General features: G+C 67.3%; 13 protein-coding genes and 1 pseudogene. 8 read left to right on the plus strand and 6 right to left on the minus strand.

Features of this window, described 5'->3' with window-relative positions; all coding sequences use genetic code 11:
* Positions 1–152 precede the first annotated feature (152 nt).
* Positions 153–1,112 (plus strand): hypothetical protein, encoded by a 960-nt coding sequence (locus ACTMTB_RS17370; protein WP_441146848.1) that lies wholly within the window; start codon positions 153–155, stop codon positions 1,110–1,112.
* A gap of 320 nt (positions 1,113–1,432) precedes the next feature.
* On the opposite strand, the gene ACTMTB_RS17375 is transcribed toward ACTMTB_RS17370, so the two are convergent.
* The 3 genes and pseudogenes from ACTMTB_RS17375 to ACTMTB_RS17385 all read right to left on the minus strand — a co-directional run bounded on the left by ACTMTB_RS17375 (position 1,433) and on the right by ACTMTB_RS17385 (position 5,207).
* The gene (locus tag ACTMTB_RS17375) at positions 1,433–3,169 is read right to left on the minus strand and encodes an ATP-dependent nuclease (RefSeq protein ID WP_441146850.1); all 1,737 of its coding nucleotides are present in this window, start codon (positions 3,167–3,169) and stop codon (positions 1,433–1,435) included.
* A pseudogene (locus ACTMTB_RS17380) lies at positions 3,166–3,426 on the minus strand (helicase); the annotation flags it as partial. The pseudogene ACTMTB_RS17380 and the gene ACTMTB_RS17375, both read right to left, overlap by 4 nt.
* Positions 3,427–4,004: 578 nt before the next feature.
* The gene (locus ACTMTB_RS17385) at positions 4,005–5,207 is read right to left on the minus strand and encodes a DNA sulfur modification protein DndB (protein WP_441146852.1); all 1,203 of its coding nucleotides are present in this window, start codon (positions 5,205–5,207) and stop codon (positions 4,005–4,007) included.
* Positions 5,208–5,497: 290 nt separating this feature from the next.
* Here ACTMTB_RS17385 and ACTMTB_RS17390 point away from each other — a divergent pair, with 290 nt between their 5' ends.
* The 4 genes from ACTMTB_RS17390 to ACTMTB_RS17405 all read left to right on the plus strand — a co-directional run bounded on the left by ACTMTB_RS17390 (position 5,498) and on the right by ACTMTB_RS17405 (position 10,975).
* Entirely contained in the window at positions 5,498–8,572 is a 3,075-nt protein-coding gene (locus ACTMTB_RS17390) for a DUF3427 domain-containing protein (protein ID WP_441146854.1), read from the plus strand.
* Entirely contained in the window at positions 8,569–9,468 is a 900-nt protein-coding gene (locus tag ACTMTB_RS17395) for a phosphorothioated DNA-binding restriction endonuclease (RefSeq protein WP_441146856.1), read from the plus strand. The genes ACTMTB_RS17390 and ACTMTB_RS17395 overlap by 4 nt, the downstream gene beginning before the upstream one ends.
* Before the next feature lie 59 nt (positions 9,469–9,527).
* Positions 9,528–10,028 (plus strand): YDG/SRA domain-containing protein, encoded by a 501-nt coding sequence (locus ACTMTB_RS17400; protein ID WP_441146858.1) that lies wholly within the window; start codon positions 9,528–9,530, stop codon positions 10,026–10,028.
* Between the two features lie 410 nt (positions 10,029–10,438).
* Positions 10,439–10,975: a GIY-YIG nuclease family protein gene (locus ACTMTB_RS17405; RefSeq protein ID WP_441147611.1), complete on the plus strand. Its 537-nt coding sequence runs from the start codon at positions 10,439–10,441 to the stop codon at positions 10,973–10,975.
* Between the two features lie 63 nt (positions 10,976–11,038).
* Here ACTMTB_RS17405 and ACTMTB_RS17410 read toward each other — a convergent pair whose 3' ends face one another.
* Positions 11,039–11,416 carry a hypothetical protein gene (locus tag ACTMTB_RS17410; protein ID WP_441146860.1) on the minus strand — a complete coding sequence of 126 codons (378 nt, stop codon included), beginning with the start codon at positions 11,414–11,416 and terminating at the stop codon, positions 11,039–11,041.
* Positions 11,417–11,642: 226 nt separating this feature from the next.
* Here ACTMTB_RS17410 and ACTMTB_RS17415 point away from each other — a divergent pair, with 226 nt between their 5' ends.
* Positions 11,643–13,082: a hypothetical protein gene (locus ACTMTB_RS17415; RefSeq protein ID WP_441146862.1), complete on the plus strand. Its 1,440-nt coding sequence runs from the start codon at positions 11,643–11,645 to the stop codon at positions 13,080–13,082.
* A gap of 67 nt (positions 13,083–13,149) precedes the next feature.
* Entirely contained in the window at positions 13,150–14,685 is a 1,536-nt protein-coding gene (locus ACTMTB_RS17420; protein ID WP_441146864.1) for a SagB family peptide dehydrogenase, read from the plus strand.
* Between the two features lie 122 nt (positions 14,686–14,807).
* Here the strand turns inward: ACTMTB_RS17420 and ACTMTB_RS17425 are convergent, their stop codons facing one another.
* Together ACTMTB_RS17425 and ACTMTB_RS17430 are read right to left on the minus strand one after the other, a co-directional pair.
* Entirely contained in the window at positions 14,808–16,967 is a 2,160-nt protein-coding gene (locus tag ACTMTB_RS17425) for an MMPL family transporter (RefSeq protein ID WP_441146866.1), read from the minus strand.
* 207 nt (positions 16,968–17,174) lie between these two features.
* Positions 17,175–17,942: a sterol desaturase family protein gene (locus tag ACTMTB_RS17430; RefSeq protein WP_441146868.1), complete on the minus strand. Its 768-nt coding sequence runs from the start codon at positions 17,940–17,942 to the stop codon at positions 17,175–17,177.
* A 125-nt stretch (positions 17,943–18,067) separates the two neighbouring features.
* On the opposite strand from ACTMTB_RS17430, the gene ACTMTB_RS17435 reads away from it, so the two are divergent.
* Positions 18,068–18,421: a nitroreductase/quinone reductase family protein gene (locus ACTMTB_RS17435; RefSeq protein ID WP_210776675.1), complete on the plus strand. Its 354-nt coding sequence runs from the start codon at positions 18,068–18,070 to the stop codon at positions 18,419–18,421.
* Positions 18,422–18,423 lie beyond the last annotated feature (2 nt).

The raw sequence follows: 18,423 nt of genomic DNA on the forward strand, positions 1-18,423 counted from the left end.
TTTCGGCATGGCAGACATCCTTCCAGCGAGGAACGCATCCTCACAGGTCAGGAGTCAACCGAACTGGGGGCAGTCCCGGTCGGGCAGCTCATGCCATGGGGGCGGGGATGAGGCGACAGAGGCCTTCCCGGGAGACCGGCTGGCGGGTTAACGTGTTCGAGGACCATGTCGAGCTGCATGGTTCGGGCATCATCATCAGCGAAGGCCTGCGCCTGACACTTCCCGTTACGGTTGCGGATCATGTCCTCGCTCTGCTGCAACAGGCGGAGCAGCACCAGCTGGTGAAGAATTGGCAAGCGTGGGGCGGCCGCTTCCTCATCAAGCACCGTGGCTCGGCGATACGCGAGACCAGAGAACGCCTGGCGATCGATCCGTCCGGACGTCTCTGCGTGAGCACCGGAACCGCCGTAAACAGCGTGGTCATACCCCATCAGTACCTGAGGTTCTTCATCAGCGCCCTTGACAGATGGATCGATCTGGCCAACACGGAGGAGGCTGCTCCCACCCGGCCGGTCCTGTTCCCCCACCGCACCAAAAAGGTCCGGCAGCGGTCCGACCGACCGACCTTCGCCTTCCCGGTGAATTCCGCCCACGAAGACTGGCACGTCGACCTCTTCGAGGATCACCTGATTCTCAGGGGAGCTGGCATGATGACGGTGCCGCCGCGGGGAATGGTGTGCCGGGCTGACCAGGCTGCGGCTCTTTGCATCATGCTGGAGCAGGCGTCTCGACACCCTGTAGCGCAGGTATGGTACAAGTTCGACACGTCGATCGAGAGCCGGGGAATCTGGGGCCGCATGCTCGATCGCCAGCGGCTGCACCTGCACCTCGTCAGGCCCACAGAGGACAGGAGCTGCCAGGATCGGGAGTCCTTCCGGGTCCACTATTCGATGCTGAGGTCACTGATCCGATGTGTCCGGGCGGGCAACCGGGAACGAGAGTTGAGCCGTACCGAGGCAGCGCCCCGTGAACTCACCTGCCGCCGTCGCAACTGTCAGGAGACGGAGCTCGACCCCGTCACCTACCTGTGCCGGTCACACCATTCTTCGAGCGGCAACTGGGTGAACGTCGTGAGCGGTGGCGGCGTGGAGCAGAACCGGCGTCGGCATTAACCGGATGAGCGGCTCCACGTGTTCGTGAGGCTGTCGCGGCGGTTCGTGCAGCCCAGTGGTCGGAGACGACTCTCATCGAGATGGCCTCCAGCCAGTTCACATCGTCCGAAGGGCTGATCACTCCGGGCGTTCGGGTCGACCGTGGACACACGGTACTGGGCACGAGTCACGTAGCTGGCAGCTTGAATCTCGACATCCTTTAATTTCAATAAGAAGTAGTTGAAGCCGCTGATTCCAGTCAGCCTCCCCTCACTACGCAAGCGCTGCAAGCGCGTGCATATTTGCCTTTGCCTGTCAGCATCGCCGGCTGAAGCGCCCCGCTAGACTATCTCATCCTCTACCTTCATGAGAAAGTCGGTGACCTCGGACGCGACCTCACGCGCGCGAAGGTTAGAGGACAATCCCCGCACCGACACGGACTTTCCTCCTTCTGCAATTATCGCAGCGTTTAGGTAATGCAGGAGTTCCTTCGGAGGAGCCATTGCCATGCGGGTCGCAGGCTGGGCCCACGACTTCTCGAACTCAGGCAGAGCGGCCTTCGTGACACTCATCGCATGATTGTTGGCGCTCGCCAGCAGTATCTGTCGGTGATACAGAAAGTTCGCCTGCACCTGATACCGCTGCGCTTCAGCACCTTCATCCAGGAGTTCTTCAATCCGCGCGACGGGAACACCAGACAAGCGGGAGATTGCCGAAGGAGAGAGGAGGTAGCTCTCTAATTCTTTGCGCTGCCATACATGCGCTAATATCCCCAGCTTTCTCAGGTCCTCAAGGACATCGAATACCTCTTCGTCTGTCCTGTAATCGCGGTCAAGCAAAACGGCAATCTTTACTGCATCCCCCAGAAGCCCCTTGGCCATCCAAGCAAATGGCTGGACGCTCCTCCAGTTGCTGAAACCCCCCAGAGGGATAACCGTTACCCCTCGCTCACGGCCAACCTTGGACGCGCCAACGGTTCGAGCAATATTTCGAAGGACCTTCATGTCAGTTCCCTCGACAAAGAGTGCCAACTTGCTTCGAAGAGCCTTGGCCATACCGAGATTGAAGCCGCTACCCAACTCGACGTTGAGTTTGGCTAGGGACTTGTCGTCTCGAACTCGCCTTGCCCGCTTTTGCACCCTATCAACCCAAATCAAGGAATCACGAGATGCCTCTGTCACCATTTCCGGGGCATGCGTAGCAAGGATGACTTGGGGCTCGAGATCGTCCAACAAGTTCATCAAACGTCGCTGAAGGTCGGGATGGAGAAATGTGTCGGGCTCATCAAGGACCAGAGTGGATACATGACGTTGCCTGAAGATATGGAACATCAGTTGTAGCCAGATTTGCATCCCGTCGCCAGCCCAGTACAGCTCCTTTTCGGTACCTGTGCGCGCCTCTGTGAAGTAAAGATCATGCTCTGCGGGGCTGCTAGCATAGTCCGTATCAAGGCGTAGGGCCGATATTTCCGGAGTGTGCTCTAGGATAAAGTCCCGGAAGTCATCGAACTCTCCGTACTGAGAGTAATAGAACATTTGATTACGAAAATGCCGGCTCGAGAGTCGGAAACCTAGATTCTCCTGCACATACTTTTCAGACAGCAATTCTTCATGCTGCTCAACTGGCGTTAAGCCGGGGATGACCCCGATTCGCCGAGCTGCATTCTTGACTTGATCGGCGCGCAGAGCCAGCATGCCATCTAAGCGATCAACGAAGAAGAACCCGGATTCGCGAACGGGCCACACCATTCGGATGACCTCACCTGCAGTGAACCGCAACTCGACGCTGGCCCGCTCCTCGCGGAACTCGTGGAAGACGTTCTCTTCCACAAAGAATTCAAGATCCTTAGCCGCGATAGACGAAACAGGAAAGCCCTGAACCGACCGCTCATCGTATGATTGAAAGTGACTGGGAGCACGTCGCCCAGCGACACGCAACGCTGCCGCGCAAAGCCTGAGCGCAGATACTATTGTACTCTTGCCTGCATTGTTCGGTCCCACAATTACATTCTTTGAACCGAATCGGATAGTAAACTCGTGAAACCCCTTAAAGCGGTTCAATCGCATCGATTCGATCACTTCTGCGTCTCCAAATAAGCCGCCATCGACTGGTTCGCTTCCCAGCCGTCGGGGAACCTGGCCGGCACGCTGAGCTGGACCGGCTCGGACGATGGGTGCGCGTCGAGCAGCTCCCCGATCCCCGCCCGCGCCACCACGATGCAGGCGTGCCGGTGCCGGGACGTCAGCACGCAGAGCCGCCCCGACTCCACATGGAAGACGGTCGCGTCCCGCCGGCCGGAGAGCGGGTGCAGCACGATCGTCACCTCGTACTCGCGCGCGATGATGATCAGCGGCTCGCCGGCGGCGAGCTCGACGGCGGCGCGGACGACGAGGGTCGATTTGCCGGCTCCAGGCGGTGAGTCGACCACGACGCCGCGGTGATCAGCAGAGTGCAGGTCGGCCAGCACGGCTGTGATCACCCGCTCTGCGTCGACCGCGGGCGGTACCTCCAACCCAGCAAGCATCGACCCCACCTCCCCACAAGGCGTCCCCGGACACTACCGGCAAGAGTCCTGCCAGCGGGACCCCCAAATTCATCCGCGCTGCCTGTCCAGCGATGGCCTTCGGGATCGGCCGGCCGCCCTGGGAGCTTGACGTCGCAATGGCCGCCCGCCCACTGCACGTAAAGTGTTTCCGCAGGTACCACGTGTTGTTGCACCGCAAAGTGCCGCGTTGGCCTCTCGTGTTAAGACCGCCGGCGCGTTCTCGAGTTTTGCATCGATGTAGAACCCGACTGTCAGGGATACGACAGCAGATGCGCTCGATGCGGTCGCCGCTCGTCCCCCTCAAACTGAAGACGACGGAGGGCATCCTCCGACTCGGGAGGACGCCCTCCGTGGCTCGTGCGCCCGTACTACAGGGAGGCGGGGGCCTTCTTGTACCAGCCGGTGATGACGCCCACCAGGTGGACGATGTTCTGCTGACGCATGATCGGCGCGGCTGCCTTCGGCTCGAAATCGACCGCAGCGTCACTCACACGCCAGATACTGGTCTCCGTCACCGGAGCTGCCATATGCCGGTCGAGGCGCTTGAAGAACTCAGTGATGTCGCCGAGCTCGGCTGGGTTGTCACTCTTGCGCAGCTCATGGAACACACCGCCGAGGACACGCAGCATGCCGACCGAACCAAGCAGCGAGGCACGTCGCAGTTCCTGGGCCTTAGTCAGTTCTCCAGGCCGGCGGTCAGCCTCGGGGTCGTCCTCGGTCACAGCGGCGAGACCGATGAAGGCGTTAGAGATGACGTCGAGGAAGTCCTTGACCTGCTCGATCACCTCGCCGTCAGTCAGCGTCTGCTCCGCCTTCTTGCTGATACGTCCGCCGGCCCCGGCGATGACGGCACGGGTGATGTCGGCGACGTGCTTCGCACCCATGAGGTTCGGGTTCTTCTGAGTCATGCGGTCCTGCTCGGCGTCAACCCGCCCCTTGAGAAGGGGGTGATCGATGACGTCAGAGAGCGTGCGGTTGGCGACCTTGTAGCTGTCGAAGCGTGCACGGACAGCGCTGCTGATGCCCTTGGCGTTGTCGGCGACGTCGACAAACATCTGCTGGGCCTTGATGGGGTCCGGCTCCACGTAGATGTCCAAGCCGACGTACTCGTCCTTCAGCCGCTTCATTTGGCTGATGAGCTTCTCGCGTTCCGCATGGAGCCTGGCCTGCTTCTCCGGGCTGACCTTGCGCGCAGTCTCGCGGTCGATCGCGGCGATAGCATCCGTGATGCGCTGCTTCTCGATAGAGACGCCGAGCACCCTGTGCTGTCCATCGATGGTGCGCATGGCGGAGATGCCACCGATCGCCCAGGGGACGGTGAGGTAGCCGACGGCACCGTGCTCGTCAACCTTCTCGAAGACACAGCCCCCGCTGTCGCGGGCCAGCAGGGCGGGAGCGACCCAGTCCTGCTTGCTATCGAGGTACTGGCCGAACTGCTTGGCGTGGAGGCGGTCGACCTTGCGGTTGTCCTTATCCACGTTGTTCGGGTCCGGGACGGGCAGGATCGTCGAGAGGTCAGCCAGGGGTACACGCGTGCTGTAGACGATGCGTCCGCCCTGGATCGTCCTCATGGCGAGGTAGGTGCTGGAGTCCTGAGGCTTGGACAGGCGCAGGGTGTCGACTTGGATGCTGATGATAGTCCCCTATCTGAGCGGGCTACGTCCTGAGGGGCCGCGGCAAGAGCTAGACCGTATCTCGTAGCGTCCAACAAGGACAAGTAAGATTTTAAATCATTCGGCATGATGCTGAGCGCTCCTTCCCACGCCTTCGACGGGCCGTCCCCAATGGTTAGTCTCGTGCGTCGACTCCACATGGTTCCTCGGGGCAGCGCGGGACGCCGCGTGGTGGTTAGCCTCGCCGGGTGACGGATCTTGAGCGGGGAATCTACGAGCACCTGATCACCCAGCAGCTCGCCGACCAGCTCCAGCACCTCGACCCCGCCCTGGTCCAGCACGACAAGCTCGACCCGGCCGACGCGCACGACGTGCTAGCCCGGCACATCGCGACCCTGGCCCGCAGGGCGCTGCTCGCCGTCACCGGCGGCGATGACAAGCTCGTCCGCCAGGTAGAGGTGGCCAACCAGATCGCCGAGATCATCGCGGCGGTCGAGCCGCGCGCGGTCGGCGCCGACGACCAGGTCGTCGACGCCAAACACCTGCTCCATGCCATCGCGACCCCGCCGGCGCCGCCCGCCACCGCCGCCTTTCCGGTGCGCCCGACCACCCCGCTCTCCACCGGCGCGCTGCTGGTCAACGGACGCCACCAGCCGCGGATCGGGCACGAGGTCACCCACGAGATGGCCTCCGCCGACCAGGTAGACCTGCTCTGCGCGTTCATCAAGTGGCACGGTCTACGCATCGTCGAGCCGGCCATCCGCGAGCTGATCGGGCGCGGCGGTCGGCTCCGCGTCATCACCACCACCTACATGGGCGCGACCGACCAGCGCGCCCTTGACCGGCTCGTCGAGTTGGGCGCCGAAATCAAGGTCTCGTACGAGACCAGGACCACCCGGCTGCACGCCAAGGCATGGCTGTTCCACCGCACCAACGGCACCACCACTGCATACGTCGGCTCGTCGAACCTTTCGAAGACCGCGCTGGTCGACGGCGTTGAGTGGAACGTGCGGATCTCGAACCTGGAGCAGCCGCACGTCATCGACACCTTCGAGGCGACGTTCACCGACTACTGGAACGACTCGGCCTTCGAGGCATACGACCCGGCGAAGGACGCCGATCGGCTGAGCATTGCGCTGCGCGGCGAGCGCCCCGAGGAGGCGCCCACCGAAATCGCGAACCTGGATGTCCGCCCGTTCCCGTACCAGCAGGAGATCCTCGACGACCTGGATGCCGAGCGGCTGGTGCACGGCCGCTGGCGGAACCTGGTGGTGATGGCAACCGGCACCGGCAAGACCGTGGTGGCGGCGTTGGACTACCGGCGGCTCCGCAAGGCCGGCCACGTCGACTCGCTGCTCTTCGTCGCCCATCAGGAGCAGATCCTGCGGCAGAGCCGCTCGGTGTTCCGGCAGGTGATGGGGGACGGCAGCTTCGGCGAGACCCTGGTCGGCGGCGAAAGGCCGAAGGACTGGAAGTACGTCTTCGCCTCGATTCAGTCGCTGCAACGGCAGGAGATCGACCCCGAGGCGTACGACATGGTGATCGTCGACGAGTTCCACCACGCCGAGGCGCCGACGTACGCCCGACTGCTGGAACGGCTGCGGCCGCGCGTACTGCTGGGGCTGACCGCGACTCCCGACCGGAGCGATGGCGGCGACGTGCGGCGGTGGTTCGATGGCCGCGCCTCCGTGGAGCTGCATCTGTGGGAGGCGTTGGAGCGGCAACTGCTGGCGCCGTTCCAGTATTTCGGGCTGCACGACGACGTCGACCTGTCGCAGCTGCGCTGGAAGCGCGGGCAGGGGTACGACCCGGCCGAGCTGGACGGCGTCTACACCGGCAACCAGGCCCGGGCCCGGATGATCCTGCGGGCGGTAAGCGACACCGCCGACGTGGGGCGGATGCGGGCGCTCGGCTTCTGCGTGAGCATCGGGCACGCCGAGTTCATGGCAGACTGGTTCACCAAGGCGGGGGTACCGTCGGCGGCGGTGACCTCGCGGGTTGACGCCGCCGGCCGACAGGCGCTGCTGACGGCGTTCCGGAACCGTGAGCTGCGGGTCCTGTTCACCGTCGACCTGTTCAACGAGGGCGTCGACCTGCCGATGGTCGACACGATCCTGATGCTGCGGCCCACCGAGAGCGCCACGATCTTCCTGCAGCAGCTCGGCCGCGGCCTGCGCCTGGACGACGACAAGCCCTGCCTGACCGTGCTCGACTTCATCGGCGGCCAGAACGCCAACTTCCGCTTCGACCTGCGCTGGCGGGCGCTGACTGGGGTCAGCCGTCGGGCCGTCGAGGCGGCCGTCCGGGACGACTTCCCGTCGCTGCCGAGCGGCTGCCACGTCGAGCTGGACCGGGTGGCGAAGGAGGTCGTGCTCGCCAACCTGAAGTCGGCCCTGCCGACATCGAAGAACGGCCTGGTGGCGGAGCTGCGGCAGCTCGGGGAGGTGAGCCTGGCCGAGTTCCTGCGGGAGACCGGTCTGGAGATCGAGGACGTCTACCGGTCGGCGAGCATCGGCGGGTGGGCCGGGCTGCGGCGCCTGGCGGGCATCGACAACTCGACCGCCGGGCCGGACGACCGCGAGCTGGGCCGGGCCATCGGGCGGATGCTGCACATCGACGACGTGGACCGGCTGGACCTGCTGGCCCGGGTCACGAGCGGCGAACACCTGGGCGGCGGACGGCTGCTGGACATGCTGCACTTCAGTCTCTGGGGGCCGTCGGTGCCGCTGACCGAACGTGATGCCCGGCTGAAGCGACTCTGGGCGGAGCCGGCGCGCTGCGCGGAGCTACGCCAGGTCACCGAGGTACTGCGGGACCGCATTCACCGGGTCACGGTGGCGCCGGGGTCGGGGCGGGCGCCGCTGCGGGTGCACGCCCGCTACAGCCGCAACGAGGCGTGCGCGGCCTTCGGGATGACGAACCCGGGGTCGCTGCGCGAGGGAGTGAAGTGGCTTGAGTCGGAGCAGGCGGACCTCTTCTTCGTCACGCTGGTCAAGTCCGAGGAGCACTACTCCCCCACGACGATGTACGCCGACCGAGCCATCACCCACAGCCTGTTCCAATGGGAGTCGCAGAGCACCACGTCGTCGGCGTCGGGGACCGGGCAGCGCTACATCCAGCACGCCGAAAGCGGGTCGACGGTGCACCTGTTCGTCCGGGAGACCAAGCTCGCCGACCGCGACCTGGGCGCGCCGCCGTACCTGTACGCCGGGCCAATGACGTACCAGGAGCACACTGGCGACCGGCCGATGCGGATCCTTTGGCGGCTGCACCACCCGCTCCCGGCCGACATGTACGCCGCCGCTCGGGCGATCGCCGCATGACGTCAATCCGTCAACAGGTGCTGGATCGACTTGCCTCGCTCCGCCTCCATCAACGCCACGGGCGGCGCGCGCCGCACAAGCCACTCCTGGTGCTGCTGGCTCTCGGGCGACTCTCGGACACAGGGTCAAGCGAGCTTCCCTGGTCCGAGGCGGAGGCACGGCTGAGCAAGTTGATTGCCGAGTTCGCCCCCGCCTCGAGGACGGCTCACGTGCAGCGTGCGGCCTATCCGTTTACGCGGCTGCGCAGCGACGGCGTCTGGACGCTCGACCATGACGTGCCGATGGATTCGGTCGGCCCCTTGACAGCACACGACGTGGTGGGCCGGCTTGCTGGTCCCATCGAGGTGGCTTTGCGGCAGGATCCCGACCTGCTGAGGGCGGCCGCTCGCGCCCTGGTGGAGAGCCACTTTCCGCCGACGATCGCTCCGGATGTCCTCACTGCTGCAGGACTGGATCCCAACGAGATCCTGCATGTCCCTGGTGCGGCACCGGCCGCCGGCCGCCGACGGGACGCCACGTGGCGGCTTGCGGTCCTGCAGGCATGGGACCGGCAGTGCGCCTTTTGTGGGTACGACGGCCAGCTCCTTAGCGCCTCGGTGGGAGTGGAGGCAGCGCACGTGCGGTGGTGGGCCTTCGACGGCCCGGACACCCTCGACAACGGTCTTGCGCTGTGCGTACTGCACCACAAGCTGTTCGACTTTGGTGCCCTGGGTCTTGATTCAGATCTGCGGATTCACGTGTCGACCGCCTTCACCGCTCGGACGAACGTCGGGCGCACGGTGTACGACCTGCATGGTCGAATGCTGCGGCCGCGTCCGGGCACGCCTGTCCCGGCAGCCGACCACGTCTCCTGGCACCGGCGAGAGGTGTTCAAGGGCGAGCCGCTGAATGCATAGGAGCGATGCCGCCCTGCCGCCCTATCGATCTTGTTGGCCGTATGGTTTACGGTGCCGGCATGAGTGGGCGAACGTACGGAGAGATCTCGAGCTATCCCGTTGGGTCGACGTTTCCCAACCGAGCACAACTGGCCGCCTCAAAGGTCCACCGACCGCTTCAGGGTGGGATCTGCGGCGGCAAGGATGGCGCCGAGTCCATCGTCGTGTCAGGGGGCTACTTCGACGATGAAGACTACGGCGACGAGATCGTGTACACCGGGCAAGGAGGCAACGATCCCTCCACCAAGCGGCAAGTCGCTCACCAGGAACTCACCCTCGGCAACGCCGGCCTAGCCCGCAACCAGCTTGAGGGCAACCCCGTACGCGTCATCCGCGGCGCCGGCGGGGACCCAGCCTTCTCGCCATCGACAGGCTTCCGCTATGACGGACTCTTCCGGGTAGTCGATCACTGGCACACGGACGGCAAAGACGGCTTCCGCATCTGGAGATTCCGACTCGTCAGCCTCGACGACGTCGACCGGCCACCGGCCAGGGAAAAGCACCCCAGGTCCGGGCGGTGATCCAGCGTCTCGTGCGCAGCACCGTCCTCGCGCTCAAGGTCAAGAAGCTCTGCGACTACCGCTGCCAGCTCTGCGACACAGACTAGAAACCCCAGCCGGCCCCTACGCGGAGGCCGCGCACGTCCGCCCCCACAAACGGTCCCGATTCGTTCGACAACATCCTCCGCCTCTGCCCTGACCACTACGTCCTCTTCGACGCAGGGGGCATCTGGATGGGCGAGCATCTTGAAGTGTTCGATACAGCCACAGGACGGCAGGTAGGCACGGTGCGAATGGCCGCGGAACACGGAATCGCCTGGGACCACCTCGCCTACCGTGCGTCGCTGCACTCCTAGCAGCCCAGACGAGGAGTGCTAGTGGTGCCAGTGGACGCCTTGCTTCGCCCCTCCCGGCTCTACCGGGCTGCGGAAGTGCGCGGACGGGAGTGCCCGATACCTGCGGCTCCCGGTGTCTACGCCTGGTACTTCCCGTCACCGCCACCCCTGGTGCCGGTTGCCGGGTGCCATACGCAGGATGGGGCGGTGCTGCTCTACGTGGGCATCTCACCGAAGGCGCCACCGAACAACGGACGCCCTCCGAGCCGGCAGACGATCCGCAGCCGGATCCGCTATCACTACCGGGGCAACGCGGCCGGGTCGACGCTGCGCCTGACGCTTGGCTCGCTCCTTGCCGGCGAGCTTGGGATTGGCCTACGGCGGGTCGGTAGCGGCAATCGGCTGACATTTGGCCGAGATGGCGAGGAACGACTCACCGCCTGGATGGCCGAACACGCCCAGGTCGTGTGGACCGCAACGGATCAGCCGTGGAAGCTTGAGGAGGAGCTGATCCGTTCGTGCGTGTTGCCGCTCAACCTCGACCAGAACCGCCATAGCTCGTTCCACGGCCAGCTCTCCGCACTCCGCGCCGCGCAACGGGCACACGCCCGATTGCTACCCGTGGAACGATGACCGCAGCTTTATCGGCGACCCAAGATCCCTTCGCCCCGAACGCAGGCACAGAATCTCAGCCATTCAGGTACGCGAGCACCCGCCGGTTGTCGCCATCGGACGGGCATGCCCAGCTTGCTGAAGATGCTGTTGATGTGCCCGCCGGTTGCCGACGAAGAGCTGCGTGCCGTATGGACGCACGGCCGTCATCAGATCACCGAACGTGCCGGCGGTGCGCTGCGCGTACCACTGCTCGTCGACCGCGGCCACATCCGAGTCGGCGGCGTCGAAGGACAGCACGTTCGGCACCTTGTGGTCGCTGGTCAGCACCAGGTTGTAGACGTACGGGCTGTTCGCGATGCCGGTCCACGACAGTGTCACCGGGCCGGCGGCGAGCCGTGGCCCGCAGCGCGTCGCCGGTCTCCGGTCGGGGACGTACTGGCTGTTGCGGCCCTTGATCACGTGACGCCCGAGAGCGCGTGCGCCGCTCGGCTTCGGCTTCCCCGAGCAGATCACGGGGTTACGGACTGATCAAGGTCCGACCGATGGCCGATTCACGGAGAAGACCCAAGATTCGCGGAGAAGACCCAGTAGGTCCCGTTTCCCACTAAAGTGAGGACTGCTCGGACAATCCCACCCGCCTCGCTGGGCGCGGCCTGGCATGACTCGTCGAGCGAGGTGCGCATCCGTGACATCCCGGTCCGGCGCGCGGCCCCTGGTCGCGGTGTGCGTGATCTTCGCCGCCGCATCGCTGGTCGCCGTGCCGGCCAGTCTCGACCTCGGCTGGGACGAGGTCGTCTATGTGAGCCAGCACGGCAACCATGCGCCGCCGGCGTTCATGAGCGCACCGCGCGCCCGGGGCGTGACCCTGCTGGTGTGGCCCGTAGCGTCCTGGCTCGATTCCACCATCGCACTCCGGCTGTTCCTCACCGTCACCGCGGCGACGTCGCTCGGGCTGGCGTTCTGGGTGTGGTCGCGGGTGTCCCGGCGGCCCGGCACCGCCGTGATCGCCGCCGGGCTGTACGCGAGCCTCTGGACCGCCCTGTTCTACGCGAACGCCGCAATGCCCAACCACTACACGGCGATGGCGGCGGTGGCAGCGGTCGGGTGTTTCCTGCTGGCCGTGGCCGAGCCGGCCCGGCCCGGGGCGTACCTCGGGCTCGTCGCCGCGCTCGCCGTGGCCGCCCTGATGCGTCCGGCCGACGCCTTCTGGCTCGGGCTCCCGCTGCTCGCCGCCACCGTCGCGGTGCCCGCGTTCCGGCGGTGGCGGCTGACCGCGACAGTGGTCGCAGGCCTGGTGCTCGGCGGCGCACCGTGGGCGGTCGAGGCCGAGCTGCGCTACGGCGGGCTCCTGGAGCGCATCCGTCAGGCCGGTCACGTGCAGGGCGGCACGACGCTGCAGTTCTCCCTCGGGCACGTGATCAGCACCCTGGACGGGCCGATCCTGTGCCGCCCGTGCGGCAGCCCCGTGCGGTGGCCGGCAGTGCTGTGGTGGCTGGCCCTGGCCCTGCTGATGCCACTGGCTGTCCGGGCGGCCCACCGGGCGAGCGTGGCACGGACGGCATGGCTGCCACTCGTGGTCGCCGGCGCCATGGCCTTCCCCTACCTGTTCCTGATCGGATACTCCGCACCCCGGTTCTTGATGCCGACCTACGCCGTCGCTCTGGTCTGCACCATCCCGGGGCTCGCCGCCTTGTTCTCCACGGCCGTCGGTCAGCGGCGGCGGGTCGTCGCCGCCGTGGTGGCGTTGGGCTTCGCCGGCCACCTCGCCATCCAGGCCGGCATCCTGCACCACGTCGTGGCGGAGCAGGTCCGCAGCCGCGGCGACTGGACCCGCCTCGTCCAGACCCTGCGATCGCACGGGGTGCGACCGCCGTGCGTGATCTCCGGCCACGAGGCCATCCCGATCGCCTACTACGCCGGGTGCCGGGCGCTGGAAGACCGGGGATACAACCGCAACGCGAGCACCGCGCAGCTGCGGCAGGCCGCGGCGACCGGACGCTTCGCCCTGCTGGTCAAGAACTCCGCCCCGCCCGACTGGGCCAGGGGCTGGCACCGGATTCCGGTGCCGAACCTCACCACCTCCGGCTGGGAGGTGTACCTGCCGCCGGCGGCAGCACCGAACTGAGACGGCGCCGCGCCCGGCACCGCGCTCGTTCGGGCATACGGCGGGTGCCGGCGGGTATGTCCGGCGGATGCGCACCGGTGAGGTGACCCGGCTCTACCACCAGCAGACGAACCAGTGCCGCGGCGACCGGCCGCCGGGTGTCCCGGGGTTCGTTCCGATGGACCCGAGCAACCGTCCCCAGCCCTTCAAACGCCACCTCGGGGCGCCGGTGCACCCCCTCCCCCGCGACCTGCCGCCGACCGGGGCGCCGGCCGCGGTGACCCTGTCCGGACGGGTACCGCCGAGCGACCCGACCATCGACGGCGAACTCCTCGCCCGGCTGCTGTTCTTCTCGGCCGGCGTCACCCGAACCGCCGGGGACGACCTCTGGTTCCGGGCCGCCGCCTCCGCCGGCAATCTCCACCCCCTGGAGATGTACGCGGTGGCCGGCGAGGTGGCCGGGCTCGACGCCGGGCTGTACCACTTCGCGCCGGAGGTGTTCGGCCTGGAGGCACTCGCGGCCGGGGACCACCGCCGGGCGCTGGCCGACGCCACCGCCGACCCGGACGTCGCGGCCAGCCCGCTCGCCCTCGTCGTCACCGGCCTCCCGTGGCGCACCGCGTGGAAGTACGCCGAACGGGGCTGGCGGCACGTCTACTGGGACGCCGGGACGATGATGGCGAATCTGCTCGCCGTCGCCGAAGGCCACGGGCTACCCGTGCGGGTACGGCTGGGCTTCGTCGACGCCGCCGTGTCTCGCCTGCTCGGCGTCGACGGCGTGACGGAGTTCCCGGTGGCGGTGATCACCTGCGGCCGGCCCACCGCGACCGCCGCCGCCGAACCGGTCGAGCTACCTGCGCCGCAGTTCCCGCCGACGCCGCTCTCTCCCGCGCCGGTCGACTTCCCGCTGGTCATCCGGGTGCAGCAGGCCGGTGACCTCACCACGGGCGACGACGTGACCGGCTGGCGGACGGCCGCCGTCGCGGGCCTGCCCCGCGCCACCGACACCGTCGATGCACCGGTTGCGGCCGGCAGCGAGCCGATCGAGTCGGTCATCCTGCGCCGCAGCTCCACCCGGCGCATGCGCCGCCAGGTCGCCCCCGTCGAGCTGCTGCACTGGGCGATGGCTGCGGCGACCCGAGCGGTCCCCGCCGACGCGATCCCGACCGGGACCACCCTGCTCTCCCACGAGGTCGCGGTCCACGCGGTGCAGGGCACGGAGCCGGGCCTGTACCAGCAGGTCGGCGGCCCGCCGCAGCTGCGCCGGCCGGCGCCGGAGCCCGAGGTACGAACGTTGAGCCAGGCGCTCTGCCTCGACCAGCCGCTCGGCGGCGACTCGGCGTACACCGACTTCGCCTGCGCCGATCTCGACCAGGTGCTCGACGGGTACGGCGAGCGCGGGTACCGGGTCGCCCAGTTCGAGGCGGGGGTGGCCGCCGGCCGCCTGCAACTGGCCGCCTTCACCCTCGGTCACGGCGGCACCGGCCTGACGTTCTGCGACCAGGACGTCTCGGACGCCTTCGACACCCGTGCGGCCTGCATGCTCGCCATCGCCATCGGGCTACCCGCCTACCGGCCGAAGCCCGGCGGCCCGCCCGGCCGGCCCCGGCGGCTCACCCGCTGACGAGTCCCGCCGGGTGCCGGGTGAGCGGCGGCAGCACGGACGGCCCCGTCGGCGACCACCTCGAATCCGTACGCGCGTCAGGCCGCGGAGGAGGGCGAGATCCTCCGCGATGACAACTCGCGCTACGCCTTCGCCGCGCTCGCCGGCTCCGGCTCCGGCGGCGCGTGCCGCCCCCTGGCCGGCCGCTCGTCGCCGTGCCCCGGCCACCACGCCTTGTGCCCGATCAGCGCGGTCAGCGCCGGAACGAAGAACATCGACATCACGAACGCCGACAGCACGATGCCGATCGCCACCGCGAAGCCCATCTGCTGCAGGAACGAGATCGGCGCGAGCATCAGCACCCCGAACGTGCCGGCGAGGATCAGGCCGGCCGCCGCGACCGTCGGCCCGGCGTGTTCGACGCCGATGGCGGCGGCCTCGTGCGGCTCGTTGCCCTCCCGTGCCTCCTCACGCAGTCGGGCGATCATCAGGATGTTGTAGTCGGTCCCGATCGCCACCACGAAGAGATAGAGGATGATCGGCAGCTGGAAGGTGATCGCGGGCTTGTCCTGCAGCCCTTGGAAGAGGTAGACCGTCGCGCCCAGCGTGGCGGCGAAGTTGAGCAGCACCGCTATCACCAGGTAGATCGGCGCGACCAGGCTGCGCAGCAGCAGCGCGAGGATGAGCGCGATCAGGCCGGCCGCCACCGGCAGGATCACCGACAGGTCTCGGTTGTTCGCCGAGTTGATGTCCGCGAAGATCGCGGTGGGTCCGCCGACCAGCGCCCGGGTGCCCGGCGGGGCCGCCGCGTGCAGGGCGTCGCGCAGGTCGTCGCGGACGAGCGTGATCGCCTCGTTGGAGACCGGGTTCTCGTCGAGCAACAGGTTGACCCGGGCCACACTCGGATCGTTGCTGCGCTCCGGCGGCTGCGCCCGGCCCACTCCCGGGGCGCCGGCCGCGGCCGCCGCGAATTCGCTGACCTGTTGCTCGGTCAGCGGCGACCCGTTGTCGGTGGTCAGGTAGACCTCCGTCGGGGCGAGGGCGCCGGCGGCGAACCCGCGCTGCAGGTCTGCGGCGGCCTTCGCCGACTCGGTGTCCTGCGGGAAGCCGGAGCTGAAGTCGTAGTCGGCCTTATAGGCCAAGGAGCCGGCGGCGAGCGCGACCAGCAGGGCGCCGGATGCCGCAGCGACGAGCGCCGGCCGGCGACCTATGGCGGCCCCGAGGCGACGCGCCATCGTGGCCTTGGGGGTACGCTGCCACGCCTTGGACGGCCAGAAGACGTACCGGCCGAGCAGCGAGACGATCGCCGGGATGAGCGTGAGCGAGGTGACCAGCATGACGCCGACGGCGATCGCGAGCGCCGGGCCGAGGGAGCCGAAGAAGCCCAGGGATGCGAGGAGCAGCACGAGGAACGCGACGATGACCGCTCCCGCGGCCGACGTGATGACCTCGCCGACCCGCTCGACGGAGACCATCATCGCGGTGCGCTTGTCGTCCCCGGCACGCAGCCGCTCGCGATAGCGGAAGAGCAGGAACAGGATGTAGTCGGTGCCGATGCCGAACAGCACGATCAGCAGCACCGTCTGCAGATCCTGACTCACGTTGAGGTCGAACGCCTTACCCGCCGCGGCGACCAGTCCGCTCGTGACGGCCATGACCACGCCGATGACCAGCACGGGCAGCAGCGCGGCGATGGGGCTGCGGAAGATGATCAGGATCAGTCCGATGATCAGGATGATCGTCGCGATGCCGACCACGGCGAAGGCCTGGTTGAAGGTGTCCTCGTTGTCGACGAAGCTCGCCACGTCGCCGGCCACGCCCGCGGTCAGCCCGCTGCCCGCCAACTCCGGACCGATGGCCGCCCGCAGATCGCGTACGGCGTCGAGCAGCGCCGGGTCGTCCGGGGCGACCGCGTCGAGCCCGACGTTCACCACCTGCACCGACTTGTCCGGCGCGACGGCCTGCGGGCCGGTCAGGTAGCCGGACGTGTGCGCGATGTTCTTCGCCTTCAGCGACTGGGCGAGCTGGCCCACCTTCGCCTCGTCGGCCGGAGTCAGCGGCTGCCCGTCGGCGCGCTTGACCACGATGGTCGCCGTCGCGGTCGCCTGCTGCGGAAACGCCTTCTTGGCGAGTTCGATGGCCTGCACAGACTCGTACGAGCGGGGCAGGAAGCTGCCCTGATCGGCGGAGGTGATGTCGCTCAACGACGGGGTGGTGACGACGATGGCGACTGCCGCGAGCACCCAGCCGGCGATCACCCACCAGGCCCTGCGTACCACGAATCTGCCCAGCCGCTCGAACATGGTTTCCCCCGTTTGTTCGGCACCACCGACACCTGAGGCGTGGGGCGCCTCTGGGCGCCCGCCCGTCACTCTGCCGGGCAGCCTCCGCTACCCCGTGTGCATCCTACCTACGGCGGGCAATCCTTTTCGGACGCGTGGGAGCGTGGGGCGTGTTCTACGAGCAGCTCAGCTGGCAGGGCCAGGAGGTCGAGGAGCCGGGAGCCGAGATCAGGCCACCAGCGCGTACGGCTCGGGCTCGGGTGACCGGCGGCGCTGGTCGTAGTCGGGGGCGAGCGTGCCGAAGAGCCGGTCCCAGATCGACGTGTAGAAGCCGAGGTTGACCGACGGCTCGACGTGGTGCCCGGCGTGCAGGGTCGGGGTGGCGACCCAGCGGAACACCGGGCTGCGCCGGGCCGCCGACGGGAGCACCTCGACGCCGAGGTGGCCGAAGATGCCGAAGACGAGGTTCACCGCGGTGTAGGCGACGATCGCCCAGACCGAGAACGTGTGTGCGGCGAGCGCCGCCAGCCAGAGCCCACCGAATCCGAGGATCTCCAGCGGATGCAGCGCGTACAGCGTCGCGGGCCGGGCGTCGACGAAGCGGTGGTGCAGCGCGTGGGCCAGCGGGAAGAGCCGCGGCCGGTGCGCGACCGCGTGACCGGCGTACATCAGCAAATCCATCAGCAGGAGCAGCAGGACGAAATCGGCCAGGACGCGGAGGCCCAGGTCCGCGTTCAGATGGATGATCCCGGCCTTCCACAGCGCCCAGCCGCCGACGGTGACGAGGGAGTTCATCAGGATCGCCCCGCCGGCGAGCCAGAGCTGCAGCCGGCTGATCCGGCCGGGGTCCGGCAGTAGCCGGACAACCGTCGGCAGCCGGAGCATGGCGTTGCCGGCGCCGACGGCGAACAGGAAGAGAACCATGTTCTCGAGCAGGGCGAGCCCGACCACCTGGCCGACATCGAGTCGCCACGCCCAGTCGAGCACACCATCCACGTCCTTCAGTATGCGCCCGTCGGAGATGCTCGGGACCGACCTGATTCGCGGATCCCGCAACGGGCCGGCGCGAACGTCCATAGCCTGGCAGGCGGGAGCACTTCGAGACGTTGACGGAGGACACCGTGACCAAGGCCGTCAGGGAAGCGCTTGAGGGCGTCAGCGAGATCGAGCTGACCGTGACCGGCCGAAAGACCGGACGGCAGATCACCCACCCCGTCTGGTTCGTCCAGGAGGAGGAGAGCGCCTTCCTGGTCCCGATAACCGGCTCGGACAGCGACTGGTACAAGAACGTACGGCAGACACCGTTCGTGCAGCTGGCCGTCAATGGGACGGCGGTGAGCTCGACCGCGACCCCGATCACCGAACCGGACCGGGTCGATCACGTGGTGGAGATGTTCCGCGAGAAGTACGGCTCGGATCAGGTGGACCAGCACTACCCGAAGCGTGACGTCGCCGTCCAGGTCTCACTCACGTAGCC

The organism is Micromonospora sp. L32 (assembly GCF_052068055.1).
Lineage (GTDB): Bacteria > Actinomycetota > Actinomycetes > Mycobacteriales > Micromonosporaceae > Micromonospora > Micromonospora purpureochromogenes.

Bases quoted from the DNA above. Each gene is read 5' to 3' on its own strand.
- ACTMTB_RS17385 (WP_441146852.1), bottom strand. From the start codon at position 5,207: ATGAGGACGATCCAGGGCGGACGCATCGTCTACAGCACGCGTGTACCC.
- ACTMTB_RS17395 (WP_441146856.1), top strand. From the start codon at position 8,569: ATGACGTCAATCCGTCAACAGGTGCTGGATCGACTTGCCTCGCTCCGC.
- ACTMTB_RS17400 (WP_441146858.1), top strand. From the start codon at position 9,528: ATGAGTGGGCGAACGTACGGAGAGATCTCGAGCTATCCCGTTGGGTCG.
- ACTMTB_RS17420 (WP_441146864.1), top strand. From the start codon at position 13,150: ATGCGCACCGGTGAGGTGACCCGGCTCTACCACCAGCAGACGAACCAG.
- ACTMTB_RS17425 (WP_441146866.1), bottom strand. From the start codon at position 16,967: ATGTTCGAGCGGCTGGGCAGATTCGTGGTACGCAGGGCCTGGTGGGTG.